The organism is Paraburkholderia sp. EG286B (assembly GCF_040965655.1).
GTDB lineage: Bacteria > Pseudomonadota > Gammaproteobacteria > Burkholderiales > Burkholderiaceae > Paraburkholderia.
In genome coordinates this window covers 20,702-33,109 of sequence record NZ_JBFRCF010000014.1, presented here as the reverse complement: position 1 = coordinate 33,109, position 12,408 = coordinate 20,702, and the positions used below count along the sequence as shown (strand labels likewise).

At 68.8% G+C, this 12,408-nt stretch carries 9 protein-coding genes; 5 read left to right on the top strand and 4 right to left on the bottom strand.

What is annotated here, in order from left to right; translation table 11 throughout:
• Window positions 1-37: 37 nt before the first annotated feature.
• Together AB4Y42_RS27610 and AB4Y42_RS27605 are read right to left on the bottom strand one after the other, a co-directional pair.
• Window positions 38-4,507, bottom strand: coding sequence for a translocation/assembly module TamB domain-containing protein (locus AB4Y42_RS27610; RefSeq protein WP_368695932.1), 4,470 nt, complete (start codon window positions 4,505-4,507; stop codon window positions 38-40).
• 61 nt (window positions 4,508-4,568) lie between these two features.
• Complete coding sequence (locus tag AB4Y42_RS27605) at window positions 4,569-6,254, bottom strand: autotransporter assembly complex family protein (RefSeq protein WP_342921076.1); 1,686 nt, start codon at window positions 6,252-6,254, stop codon at window positions 4,569-4,571.
• A gap of 468 nt (window positions 6,255-6,722) precedes the next feature.
• Here AB4Y42_RS27605 and AB4Y42_RS27600 point away from each other — a divergent pair, with 468 nt between their 5' ends.
• From AB4Y42_RS27600 to panD, 4 genes are all read left to right on the top strand, one after another.
• Window positions 6,723-6,908: a DUF3460 family protein gene (locus AB4Y42_RS27600; protein ID WP_069265440.1), complete on the top strand. Its 186-nt coding sequence runs from the start codon at window positions 6,723-6,725 to the stop codon at window positions 6,906-6,908.
• The gene (locus tag AB4Y42_RS27595) at window positions 6,908-7,822 is read left to right on the top strand and encodes a ScpA family protein (RefSeq protein WP_256094748.1); all 915 of its coding nucleotides are present in this window, start codon (window positions 6,908-6,910) and stop codon (window positions 7,820-7,822) included. Before AB4Y42_RS27600 ends, AB4Y42_RS27595 begins: the two co-directional genes overlap by 1 nt.
• A 303-nt stretch (window positions 7,823-8,125) precedes the next feature.
• Window positions 8,126-8,968 (top strand): pantoate--beta-alanine ligase, encoded by an 843-nt coding sequence (gene panC / locus AB4Y42_RS27590; RefSeq protein ID WP_069265441.1) that lies wholly within the window; start codon window positions 8,126-8,128, stop codon window positions 8,966-8,968.
• 98 nt (window positions 8,969-9,066) lie between these two features.
• The gene (panD, locus tag AB4Y42_RS27585) at window positions 9,067-9,453 is read left to right on the top strand and encodes an aspartate 1-decarboxylase (protein ID WP_069265442.1); all 387 of its coding nucleotides are present in this window, start codon (window positions 9,067-9,069) and stop codon (window positions 9,451-9,453) included.
• A 54-nt stretch (window positions 9,454-9,507) separates the two neighbouring features.
• Here the strand turns inward: panD and AB4Y42_RS27580 are convergent, their stop codons facing one another.
• Window positions 9,508-10,134, bottom strand: a complete 627-nt coding sequence (locus AB4Y42_RS27580; protein WP_324141147.1) for a ParA family protein — start codon at window positions 10,132-10,134, stop codon at window positions 9,508-9,510.
• Window positions 10,135-10,343: 209 nt separating this feature from the next.
• Between AB4Y42_RS27580 and AB4Y42_RS27575 the strand changes: the two genes are divergently transcribed.
• Window positions 10,344-10,763 (top strand): PaaI family thioesterase, encoded by a 420-nt coding sequence (locus tag AB4Y42_RS27575; RefSeq protein ID WP_069265444.1) that lies wholly within the window; start codon window positions 10,344-10,346, stop codon window positions 10,761-10,763.
• Window positions 10,764-10,792: 29 nt separating this feature from the next.
• Here the strand turns inward: AB4Y42_RS27575 and AB4Y42_RS27570 are convergent, their stop codons facing one another.
• The gene (locus AB4Y42_RS27570; protein ID WP_368695931.1) at window positions 10,793-12,328 is read right to left on the bottom strand and encodes a cobyric acid synthase; all 1,536 of its coding nucleotides are present in this window, start codon (window positions 12,326-12,328) and stop codon (window positions 10,793-10,795) included.
• Between the last annotated feature and the right edge of the window lie 80 nt (window positions 12,329-12,408).

Sequence of the window (12,408 nt, the reverse complement as noted above, 5' to 3'; positions counted from 1 at the left end):
GAGGGGCGTTTTTGTTTGCGCGCGGCTCTTCGAGGCGCTAGCGGCGCAGCCGGTCGAAACGCCGCGTATAGAGAATATCGGCGCCGTTGAAGGTGCCGCCGTACACCACCAGCGACCAGTAGCGCGAGAGGTTGATCGTGGCCTTCACCGCGTTCGACGCCGACTGCAGGCCCTGTTCGTAGCCGATCACGAGACGCTGGTTGATGGCCTTCGCGATCATGACGACCTCGGTGTCGGTCAGGCCCACCTCGCTGCGCCCGATCGAAAATTCGTCGAGGCCGATGCTCTGCGCAATGCGCTTGCCTTGCGCGCTGCCGAGCAGGGCGAGCGCCGTCGTCATCGCGCTCTGCTGGCCGAGGTTGTTGCCCTGGTCGGTGCCGTGCCCGAACAGCAGCCAGGAGAGCTTTTCGTTATCGGGCACGTTGGGCTCGGAAACGAGCCGCACCGCCGGCGCCTGCACGGTGCCGGTAACCTGCACGCCCGCCTCGACCTGCTGGTTGCGCCGCATCGCGAGAATGTTGATGCCCGGATTGCCCACCGGCCCGTTGAACGTGAAGAAGCCGTTCTCGATATTGAGCTTGGTGCCGAACGCCGTGTAGGTGGAGCCTTCGGTCACGCGCACGTTGCCGACCGCGCGCAGCGGGACATCCGGCGCGCTGTTGACCGTAATCGTGCCCGCCAGGCCCAGATCCGCGCCCTGCCCGCGGAAGCGGAAGTCGTGGCCGAGATCGATGTCGACGTTCGCGCGCGGGGCAAAGCGCGGCGCGGGCCTGGTCGACGCCGTTTCTTCGATGGGCGGCCTGCCGCCGACCGTCGTACCGTCGGGGCGCACGATCACGACGTCGTCGCCGAGCGACGGTGCGGGTAGCTCGGGCATGTCGAACAGCGCGCGGTCGACAGTGAACTTGCCGTCGATCTGCATGCCGCCCAGATGCCCGCCGTTGGCGATGCTCGCGCTGCCGGACAGCGACAGCTTGCGGTCGGGCGAAGCGAAAAGCTCGAGCTTGTCGGCGACGATGCTCGCGGTGAGATCGGGCTCGGCGTTGTCGAGCCGCACCTGGCCCTTCGCGCGCAGCGTGCCGCTCGTCGCGCCGTGGAACTCCACCTGCTGGAAGTCGACGAGGTTCTGCGAGAGCGCGATGCGGATCACGCCGTCCTTCAGCTCTACACCCTGGTCGACCATGGTGGCCGAGATGCCGTCGCCGACCAGCGAGCCCGTGAGGTTCGGCTTCGCGACCGTGCCGCCGAGTGCGAGCTGCAGCGCGAGATGGCCGTCGAGCAGGTAAGTCGGGCCGAGCATGCCGCCCGTGTTCCTGAGCGAAGGCACGTTCGCCTTGATGGTGCCGCCGATCGGCGCCTCGTCCGCGACGGTGAGGATGCCGTCGCGCGGCATGAGCGTCGTGTATGCGTCGATGTCGAGCATGCCCACGCGGCTCGCCAGCGCATGCGCCGTGAGCGTGAGGCGGTTGCCGCCGCTGAAGGCCGCGCGCACGTTGAGGTCGCCCACGCCGAGCGAGGCAAAGCCGCGGCCGACCTCGGTCGTGATGTCGCCCGAGCGGCGCTTGATCTGCACGTAGCCGGCGGCCGTCGGGCCCACGGAGAAGTCCCAGTCGCCGTCGAAGATCAGGTCGGTCCTGAGCGTGGACGGCACGCCCGTGAACTGCTGCCGGATCTGCATGATGCGCGCGAGCGACACATTGGTGAGCGTGCCTGCCGAACGGATGCGGCCATGGTCGAGATCGAACGATTTCAGCTCGAGCGAGGCGCCTTCCCCCGTGATGCGCGTCGCGCCGAGCGTGACCTTGCCGGGGCCCGCGCTCACCGTCAGCGGCGACTGCAGCTTCACGCCGGGCACGCCGCGGTTCTCGAGTTGCGTCACCGTGCCGTTCCAGCGCGTGCCTTCGCGCGTGTCCTGGAGGCCGCCGTTGACCGCCGCCACGAAGTCGATCGGCTGGCCCTGGACCTTGCCCTTCGCGCTCGCCGTGAGCGTGTGCTTCGCGCGCGTGCCGTCGAGGCGCGCGGTGAGCGTCGTGATGTCGACGCCCGCCGCGGCGATGTCGCTCGCGTCGGTGCTGAAGGCGAGCGCGCCGTTCGCGCCGTCGCGCGCGAGCGCCCGGCCTTCGGCATGGCCGATGCGGTTATCGCCGAACACCACGTGGTCGGCCTTGTAGTCGAGCGAGACGTCGGGATGGGCGAAGGTGCCGGTCACGTCGCCGTTCGCCGCGAGCTGGCCCGCGATACCAAAGCCGAGCCGGTCGAGCTGCGGCGCATCCACGCGAAAGCGCAGGCGGTCGCCCCGCGCGCCGAAGCTGCCTTGCAGATCCACGGTATTGCCCGCGACCGAGAGGTTCGCGCGGCTTGGCAGAATGCGCGAGCCTGCCAGCTGGATGAGGCCCTGACCCGTGAGCGGCAGGTCGTCGTAGACGCTCGGGCCAAGCTTGAACTCGGCCCGCGTCGTGAAGGTGGGCGCGAGCGTGCCGCTCGCGTTGAGCGTGCCGTTCACGCGCGCCTCGATGCGCCGGGCTGCGGGACGCGTGGCCGGTCGCGGCTTCGCGTGGGGCTCGGCCGCCCCGCCCGGGCTGCTCTCTTTCGCGTTTTCGACGCGCTTTTGCTCGGCGGCCTGCTCGCCCGATTGTGCGGGGTTGAGCGACGGGTTCAGCGCCGGATTGAGCGCGAGATTGCGCTGCGGGTTGAACGCATCGGCGGCGGGCTGGGGCGCGGGCCGCGGCCGGGCGGCCGGCGCAGGTGTTTTGGCGGCCGTGCGCGCCGGTGTTTGCGACGTGAGCGACAGCGGATCGAAATTGGTCAGCACTGCCTTGAGTTGATAGGTGGAGCTGGCGTCGTGCTTGAGCGCACCCGACAGGTCGATGCGCCCCGCCCCCGAAGTCAGCCGCACGTCGTTGAGCGACAGGCGCGCGGGGTCCTGCGTGATCTTGCCCTGCACGCGCAGCGCCGCCCTCGGATCGGCGAGATCGAGCGTGACGCTCTGCACGTCGCCGTTCAGCCGCACGCCGACTGGCCCCGCGAATTGCGTCGCGCGCACGCTCGACTGGATCGCGTTGAGGTCGAGCCCGGCCACCTTCAGGTCGAAACGGCCGTCGCGCCCGCTGATCGTGCCGCCGCCGGTGACCGTCGCGTTTTTCACGAGACGCACGGCGAGCTTGGGGATGCGCTGCGTCTTCGCATCGAGCACCACGTCGGCGTGGGCGTCGATGAGCGGCAGCAGCTTTTCGTCGATGGCGCCCGGCTTCGCGTTCACGATCGAGACCGCGCCCGCCACCGTGAAGCCCGCCGCGTTGCTGCGCGCGCGCGCCGAGTCGGCCGCGGCCGAGGCTGCAGCCGCCGCATCGGGCTTCGCCCCGCCCGCCGGCGCCGATACCGGCGCCGGCACGGAAGCCGGCGTCACGCCCGACACCGCCGCCGCGCCCGAAGCCACCGCTGCGAGCGCCGCCGGCACGCCCGCCGCGCCGCCCGGCACCGGCTGCAACTGCGCACGCACCGCGAGGTCGGCGAACGGCGCGCCCGGCGCAAACGCCTGCGGATTGACATGGTCGAACGCGAGCGTGACGCGCTGCAGCGGCACGGCAGCGAACGGCGTGGCCTCCACATGCGCGCGGCCGGTGAGCTTCATGCCGCTCGCCTCGACATCGGCCGTGAGCGCCTCGAGCGAGCCGGCGAGGTTTGCGCTCACCTGCACGTCTTCGCCGTTCACCTTGCCGGAGTAGCCCAGGTCGCCCGTGAGCGCGAACGGCCGCACGCCGTCGAGCTTCGCCTCGGCGCTCACCGCGCCAAAGGGCGTGTCGAGACGCTCGATGGCGGCCTCGTGATGGCGGCCGTCGCTGCGTCCGTGGAACTGGAAGTGCGAGAACTCGTTGGTCGAGGTGCCTTCGTGCACCGTAAGCTTGTCCACCTGCAGGTCGCGGATCTCGAGCCCGAGCGGCAACTGAAGGTTTTCCGGCAGCTTCATCGGTGAGGAAGGCTCGTGCGACGGCACGATGCGCATCTCGATGTCGCCGGCGTGCAGATAGTCCACCACGAAGCGCCACGGCTTCTGGCCGAAGCCCTGCAGCTCCCATTGGCCGCCGATGCGGTCGACCTTGAACGTGGTGCCGTCCGTGCCGCGCCAGCTCAGGTTGGAAAAGCGCACGCCGCTCGCGAGCGTGCCGCCTTCGAACCGGCCCGCGAGCTTGCCGTCGAGCAGCCTGACTGCTGCGCGCCACGCGTAGGCTGTGCCGCGCTCGGTGGTCAGCACGCCATAGAGCAAGCCGGCGACGAGCCCGACCAGCAGCACCGGCACGACGATCGCCCAGGCAAGCGCCTTCCAGAGCCGCGGGCCACGGCGCGGCGGCGGCGCACTTTTACCACCCGCGCCGCCGTCGCCGCCATTGCCTCCATGGCCGCCGGGTTCCCCGCGCGCTTCGTCGTCCGGGCTGCGCCCAGCCTCCCCCGGCGGCACCGCGAACGTGGCGGGCTGCCATGCCACCGCAGCAAAACGGCGCGCGCTCATGCGCCCCCCTCGCCGTGCGGCGCAAGAAGCGTTGCGAAGCGGAGCAGCATGCGCGTCATCATCAGAAGGCGATCCCGAGTGTCAGATAAGGCCGCACGCTGTGAGTGCGAAAACCATAGGCGAGATCGAGGTTGACCGGCCCGACGGGACTGCGCCAGCGCGCGCCGATACCCGCGCCCGGATCGAACTCCTTTTCGCCCCAGGTATCGGTGGCGGTGCCGACGTCGAAGAACGCCGCGCCGCCCCAGTCGTGGCTGAACCAGTGCTGGTACTCCACTGAGCCGGTGACGAGATACTTGGTCGGCAGGATCGAACCCGACTGGTCGTTACCGATGCTCTGGAACGAGTAGCCGCGCACCGAGTTCGAACCGCCCGCACGGAACAGCAGCGACGCGGGGATGCCGTTCGACGGGCCGCTCGTGAACACGCCGCCCAGCTCGGCGCGGAACACCATGATGTCGCTGTGGCCGATCGGCAGGTATTGCTGGCCGCGCATGTACGCGCGCAGGAAGCTCTGCTCGGCGCCCACGTTCTTGAGCGCGAGGCCCGCCTCCATGCGGATGATGTTGCCCGAGCGCGGAAAGAGCGGGTCGTCGACGTTGCGGCGGGTCCAGCCCCAGGTCGGCACGAGCGCATAGGCCCGCGAGGACGGCCCGACGTTCTGCGTGAGACGGTCGTCGTAGAACATCAGCGCGTACGCGTAGTCGATGTTCTGCGAGGTGCGCGTGCGCTGCACCCCGACACGCGCGCTATAGATGTTCGTATCCGAGACGTCGGTGGTCGTGTAGGAAGCGACGAGGCTATTGGTCCAGGCACGCGGACCCGGCGGCATCGAAAGCTGGACCTGACCGAACTTCTGGATCTGGTCGAGCCGCCCCTGCACCTGGAACGGCCACGCCGCCCCGAACGTGTTCAGGTAGGTGTAGGAGCCCTGGACGTGCGCGCCGGTGTCGGTCGAATAACCCACGCCGCCGCGGAAGTTGTTGTACGGGAACTCGCTCACCTTCACGTGCACGGGCGTCTCGAGCGGCTTTTGCGTGTTCGCGTCGACGTCGATCGCCACGCTCGCGTAGTACGGCGTGTTCTGCACCTGGCGCTGCAGTTCGGCCACGCGCTTCAGGTCGTAGATTTCGCCCGGCGAAAGCGGATTCACGTTGTCGATGATGTAGCCCGGATAGCGCCGCGGGCCCGAAACGTCGAGCTTGCCCAGCGTGAAGGTCGGCCCGCTGTCGAACGTTACGGAAAGTTGCGCGTCATGCCTGAGCGGATCGACGCGCGCCTCCGAAAACGTGATCTTGGCGCCGAGGTAGCGGCGCGCCTGCAGCGCCTTGAGCGAGGCGTTCTTGGCGTCGTCCCAGCCCGACTGCGTAAAGGCGTCGCCTTCGTGCAACGAGAATGCGAAGCGCGCAGTGTTCTCCTGCGCCGGGTCTTCCGTGAGGACCGGGCCGCGAAACACGAGCTTCACCGACGAAATCGTCGTGCGCGGCCCCGCGTCGACGCTCACCCGCACGTGCCGCCGGCCGTCGATCGTGCGCACGTCGGTGCGTACCACCGGCGTGAAATAGCCCGCCGTCGAGGCGAGGTCGCGCACCTGCTGCGGCGTCGCGGTCACGAGGAACTCGAACTGGTCCTCGTTCACGTCCGAGCGCGTGGCAAAGCGCGCAATGTCGAGGTGCGTCTCGAGCAGCTTGCGCAGGTCGCGCGGGGAGGCCTGGATCTCGACGTCGTAGTAGGTGCGCGGGCGCATCCACGGCAGCAGGGTGGTCAGGATGTCGGCCCGGGCGGGCGGCGCCACGGCGGAGCACACGGCGAGGCACACGATCAGGCACGCGGCGAGCCGTGGCCGCGCCGCCCGCGAGGGGCGCCGCCGTGCGCACAATGCTTCGATCACCCATCCCGCCAAACGCCACCTCCGGCCGTCGTAGAACTGGTTGCCACCGGTTGCGCCGCTCGCGCGCAGGGCACGGGAAGCGGCAACGGGCGCAAACGCGTTATTTCACCACATCGGCGCGTCAAAACCCCAGGAGGAGGTGCAAAGCGTGCCACAACGGCGGGCGCGGCCGGGCCGATGGCACGCGCGGGGCGGCCTCGGGGATGGCCAACGCATTCCGCCCGGGCGGATGTTCCGCGGCGTTGGCTTGCGGTAAAATTGCCGCCGACAGAATTAGCGGCGCGGCGCAATCACGCGCCCCGCCTTACTGGACGGACGTCAGCCATGTATCAGTCGGACATCACGCAGTTCATCAACCAGCTCAAGCAGCAAAAGCCGCAGCTCGAAGAACAGCAACGCAAGGGCCGCGCGCTCCTGTGGGACAAGCAGCCGATCGACCTCGACGAGCGCGAGCGCCAGCAGGCTTCGCGCGTGAAGCAGACGTCTTACGTCTACTACCAGAACTTCTGATGGCCGAGGCCGACGGGGCCGGCGCGCCGCCAGCCGGCGAGCACGCGGCCAGTCACGCGGGCCACGCCGCCGGGCAAACGCCCGGTGAGGCGCTGACCACGCCCGCGACCGACTCGACGCCCGACACGGTCGACGGCGTCGCGTTCGCACGCCTTTACGGCGAGCCGCTCTTCAAGCTCCCGCAGGACCTCTACATCCCGCCGGACGCGCTCGAAGTCTTCCTCGAGACCTTCGAAGGCCCGCTCGACCTGCTGCTGTACCTCATCCGCAAGCAGAACTTCAACGTCCTCGACATCCCGATGGCCGAGGTCACGACCCAGTACCTCGGCTATGTCGAGCAACTGCGCAAGACCAACCTCGAGCTCGCGGCCGAATATCTGCTGATGGCGGCCATGCTCATCGAGATCAAGTCGCGCATGCTGCTGCCGGTCAAGAAAGCCGACACGGGTGAGGAAGCCGAGGACCCGCGCGCCGAACTCGTGCGCCGCCTGCTCGAATACGAGCAGATGAAGCTCGCCGCCCAGCGCCTGGACCAGTTGCCGCAGCTCGGCCGCGACTTCCTGCGCGCCGAGGTCTATATCGAGCAGAGCATCACGCCGCGCTTTCCCGACGTGGACAGCAACGACCTGCGCGCCGCGTGGGCCGACGTCATCAAGCGCGCGAAGCTGGTCCAGCATCACAAGATCTCGCGCGAGGAGCTCTCGGTGCGCGAGCACATGAGCATCATCCTGCGCCGGCTCCAGGGCGAGCGCTTCATGGAGTTCTCCGAGCTGTTCGACACCACGCGCGGCGTGCCCGTCGTGGTCGTGAACTTCATCGCCATGCTGGAGCTGTCGCGCGAATCGCTCATCGAGATCACCCAGCCCGAGCCGTTCGCGCCGATCTACGTGCGGCTCGCGTATCTGCCTGCCTAATCCTCGGCCCGGTATTGCCCAGGTCCGCGCGCGGCGAACGAGTAAATAGGACCGCATCGCGCAGGCACCTGCGCCGGGCCGCACAGCGGAACGCCAGGACAACCCCCTACCCGAGGCGGGTGCGCCGCATTCACAAATCCACTACAATCGCCCGCGCCTGCCCGGTGTCGTCCCATATACGGGACACCGCGCCACTCGCGCGAACCGGGCGCGCGACGTCCGCTCGCGGCCCCTCGTCCGGGCCTCTGGCTTGCGGCCGTGCAACCCAAGTCTTGCCCCGCGCGAGGCACAAAGCATCCGATCATGAAAGTCATTAGCTCGATTCAGGAATTGCGCGACCAGTTGCGCGGCCAAAACCGCACGGCGTTCGTGCCGACCATGGGCAACCTGCACGAAGGCCATCTCTCGCTGATGCGCCTCGCGCGCCAGCACGGCGACCCGGTCGTGGCGAGTATCTTCGTCAACCGGCTGCAGTTCGGCCCGAACGAGGACTTCGACAAGTATCCGCGCACGCTTCAGGACGACATCGAGAAGCTGCAGAAGGAAAACGTCTACGTGCTGTTCGCGCCCACCGAGCGCGACATGTATCCGCAGCCGCAGGAGTACCGCGTGCGCCCGCCGCACGATCTGGGCGACATTCTGGAAGGCGAATTCCGCCCCGGCTTCTTCGAGGGCGTGTGCACGGTCGTCATGAAGCTGATGTCGTGCGTGCAGCCGCGGGTGGCCGTGTTCGGCAAGAAGGACTACCAGCAGCTCATGATCGTGCGCGCGATGTGCAACCAGTTCGCGCTGCCGACCGAAGTGATCGCCGCCGAAACGGTGCGCGACACCGACGGCCTCGCGCTCAGCTCGCGCAACCGCTACCTCACGGAAGCCGAGCGCGCCGAGGCGCCGCAACTGGCGGGCGTGCTGCGCGCGATCCGCGAGTCGGTGCTGTCGGGCCGCCGCGACTTCCAGCAGCTCGAACTCGACGCCATGGCGACGCTCGCCGCGCGCGGCTGGAAGCCCGACTACATCGCGATCCGCAAGCGCGCGAACCTGCTGCCGCCCGCGCCGGGCGTGGCCGGCGACGCCGAGTCGCCGCTCGTCGTACTGGCCGCTGCCAAGCTCGGCGCGACGCGCCTGATCGACAACCTCGAGATCTGAGGGCTGCGGGCGGCCGCGCCGTCCCGCTTTCACCCGATCCCCCCAGATTCCGCTTACCCGCGGCGGGCCGCGCGCCCGCTCGCCTGAGGAGACCCTCCATGCAACGCCATATGCTCAAGTCGAAGATCCACCGCGTCGCGGTCACGCACTGCGAGCTGCACTACGAAGGCTCGTGCGCCATCGACGAAAACCTGCTCGAAGCGGCGAACATCGTCGAAAACGAGCGCATCGACATCTGGAACATCAACAATGGCGAGCGCTTCACGACCTACGCGATCAAGGGCGAGCGCGGCAGCGGCATGATCTCGCTGAACGGCTCGGCCGCGCGCCGCGCGCAGCTGGGCGACCTCGTGATCATCGCGGCGTTCGCGAACGTGGAAGAGGAAGAGCTCAAGGCCGGCTGGAAGCCGGACCTCGTGTTCGTGGACGAGAACAACCGCATCAAGGGCAGCCGCGACCACGTGCCCACGCAAGCCTGGAGCTGACACGCGGGTCAGGCCGGCGCGGCTCACCGGGCCCGCGCCGCCGTACCGGCGCGCTTATTTGCCGTCGACCCAGCCGATAATCGACTGCCACTGGTCGAGGTCCTTCTCGACCCGGCTCTTCGCGACGTCCCACAGCGTGAGGCCGTGCGCGGCGAGCTGCACGTAGTTCTGCGTATCGCGCAGATACCCCAGCACCGGCAGTTCGAGGCCCTCGACGAAGCGCTGCAGCTGCTCGGCCGAGCGCGTGCGCGAATCCACCCGCATGCCCACCACGCCCACCTGGATCGCCCCCTTGCGCACGGACTTTTCCTTGGCGAGGCGGTTCAGGAAGTCCTGGGTGGCGAGAATGTCGAACATCGAGGGCTGCAGCGGCACGATCACCTTGTCCGCCAGCTCGATGATCGCCTGGAGCCGGTTGCCGTGCAGGCCGGCGGGCGTGTCGATGACTGCGTGCTCGAGTCCCTTGGGCGGCTTCGCCGGGTTGTCCAGATCGACCTGCCAGCTTTCGATGGCCGGCAGCGTCGCGGGCCGCAGATCGAGCCAGGCGTGCGAGGACTGCTGCCGGTCGAGGTCCGCGAGCGCCACCCACTCGCCTTGTGCGGCGAAATAGCCGGCCAGATTGGTGGACAGCGTGCTCTTTCCCACGCCGCCCTTGGGATTCGCCACCACGATTACCGTCATGAATGCTCCCGTCAGGATGGCTGGCGCAAGGCCAGCCGGATTGCCGTGATTTTTGCGTGATGCGTTGTTCGATACCTGGCGAGGCGCCTTGCAGACCAGCCGGCGCCCCGGATCAACCGTCCGATATTATCGGCAAATTGCGCGCCGCCGAAGCCCCCCGCGAGCGCGCACCTGCAATGTTCATATCAAATCAAGGAGACTGACCGACCATGAGCACGCTACGCCACGACATCACGATCGAATCCCTGCTCGAGCGGCAGCGCGGCCGCCTGCCCGATTTGCTGGGCTTTCGGCCGCTGGTCCTCGAGCAAGGCCTGCTGCGCGCCGAACTCGACGTGCGCAGCGACCTGCTCGCCCCCAATGGCTTCCTGCATGCCGCTACGGTGATCGGCCTCGCCGACACCGCCTGCGGCTACGCCTGCCTCGCGCACCTGCCGCCCAACGCGAAGAACTTCACGACCATCGAGATCAAGAGCAATCATCTCGGCACCGCGCGCGAAGGCACCATCTCGGCCGTGGCGAAGGGCGTGCACCTCGGGCGCAGCACCCAGGTCTGGGACGCCACCGTGAGCGGCCCGGACGGCAAGACCATCGCGCTGTTCCGCTGTACGCAGATGGTGCTTTACTGAGCCGACCAGCCGCGCTTTTAGCTGCGCAGTTAGCTGATTACGCCGAACACCTTCTCCAGATCGAGGCTCGCCGCGAGCGTGTCCGCGAGCCGCTCCAGCGACGCCTCGCGCAACGCCGGGTAGTCCACCGCGCGCGCCTGCGCGAGCCCGGCCCAGCGCAGGAGCGCGGCGCACGCCTGCGGCGTGTCGAAGAGGCCGTGCACGTAGGTCGCGAGAATCTGGCCGTCCGCCGAGCGCGCGCCATCCGGGCGCGTCGCCCCCGCGTCTGCCTCCGCGAGCCACAGCGCGGGCGATTCGAGCGAGCGCCCGCGCGTCTCGCCCATATGGATTTCGTAGCCCGCCACGCGCGCCGGGCCCTCGCCTGCATGCCCTTGCGCGCCCTCCAGCGCGAGCGCGCCCGTCACGTTCTTCAAGGTCTTTTCGCGCGTGAGCACGGTCTCGTAGTCGAGCCAGCCGAAGCCCTCGACTGCGCCCGGCTCACCCTCCACGCCATGCGGATCGGCAATCGCGCGGCCGAGCATCTGCATGCCGCCGCAAATGCCGATCACACGTCCGCCATAGCGCAGATGCCGCGCGAGCGCGGTCTGCCAGCCCTGGGCGCGCAGCCACGCGAGGTCGTCGCGCACGTTCTTCGAGCCCGGCAGGATCACGAGATCGGCGGCGGGCGGCACTTCGCCCGTGCGCACGTAGGTGAAATCGACCTGCGGATGGGCGCGCAGCGCGTCGAAGTCGGTGTGGTTGCTGATGTGCGGCAGCGCCGGCACCACCACGCGCAGCGTCTCGCCGCCGGCCGGGGCGCCGCTGTGGGCCGCACCGGGCAGCATGTCCTCGGCGTCGAGCGTGAGGCCGTGCAGATACGGCACGACGCCCAGCACCGGCTTGCCCGTCTGCTGCTCGAGCCAGGCGAGGCCGGGCTCCAGCAGCGTGCGGTCGCCGCGAAAGCGGTTGATGACGAAACCTTTGACGCGCGCGCGCTCGCTCTCCGAAAGACAGGCCAGCGTGCCGATCAGGTGCGCGAAAACGCCGCCGCGGTCGATGTCGGCCACGAGCACGACCGGGCAATCGACCGCCTCCGCGAAACCCATGTTGGCGATGTCGTTGGCGCGCAGGTTGACTTCGGCGGGGCTGCCCGCGCCTTCCACGAACACCGTGTCGTAGCGCGCGCGCAGACGCGCATAGGACGCCAGCACGGCCTCGCGCGCGAGCGGCTTGTAGTCCTGGTACGCGCGCGCCCCCAGGTTCATGCGCGCCTTGCCGTGGATGATGACCTGCGAACCGAGGTCGCTATTGGGTTTGAGCAGCACCGGATTGAGGTCGGTATGCGCCTCGATGCCGGCGGCGACGGCCTGCAGCGCCTGGGCGCGGCCGATCTCGCCGCCATCCACGGTCACGGCGCTGTTGAGCGCCATGTTCTGAGGCTTGAACGGTGCGACGCGCGCACCCGCGCGACGCGCGAGGCGGCACAGGCCAGCGACGAGCGTGCTCTTGCCGGCGTCGGAGGTCGTGCCCTGGATCATCAGCGTGCCGTTGGGTACGCGGGGCATGGCGGGTAGCGTGGCGGTCATGAAGCGCTTGGGTGGGCTGCGAAGGCGAACGCGCATTATCCCATCGCCCCGCCGCCCGATGCAGGACCACGGCGCGACGA

What these genes read in the sequence shown, in the direction of transcription:
- panD (WP_069265442.1), top strand. Translation starts at nt 9,067, where the DNA reads ATGCAACGCCATATGCTCAAGTCGAAGATCCACCGCGTCGCGGTCACG.
- AB4Y42_RS27610 (WP_368695932.1), bottom strand. Translation starts at nt 4,507, where the DNA reads ATGAGCGCGCGCCGTTTTGCTGCGGTGGCATGGCAGCCCGCCACGTTC.
- panC (WP_069265441.1), top strand. Translation starts at nt 8,126, where the DNA reads ATGAAAGTCATTAGCTCGATTCAGGAATTGCGCGACCAGTTGCGCGGC.
- AB4Y42_RS27595 (WP_256094748.1), top strand. Translation starts at nt 6,908, where the DNA reads ATGGCCGAGGCCGACGGGGCCGGCGCGCCGCCAGCCGGCGAGCACGCG.
- AB4Y42_RS27570 (WP_368695931.1), bottom strand. Translation starts at nt 12,328, where the DNA reads ATGACCGCCACGCTACCCGCCATGCCCCGCGTACCCAACGGCACGCTG.
- AB4Y42_RS27600 (WP_069265440.1), top strand. Translation starts at nt 6,723, where the DNA reads ATGTATCAGTCGGACATCACGCAGTTCATCAACCAGCTCAAGCAGCAA.
- AB4Y42_RS27580 (WP_324141147.1), bottom strand. Translation starts at nt 10,134, where the DNA reads ATGACGGTAATCGTGGTGGCGAATCCCAAGGGCGGCGTGGGAAAGAGC.
- AB4Y42_RS27605 (WP_342921076.1), bottom strand. Translation starts at nt 6,254, where the DNA reads ATGCGCCCGCGCACCTACTACGACGTCGAGATCCAGGCCTCCCCGCGC.
- AB4Y42_RS27575 (WP_069265444.1), top strand. Translation starts at nt 10,344, where the DNA reads ATGAGCACGCTACGCCACGACATCACGATCGAATCCCTGCTCGAGCGG.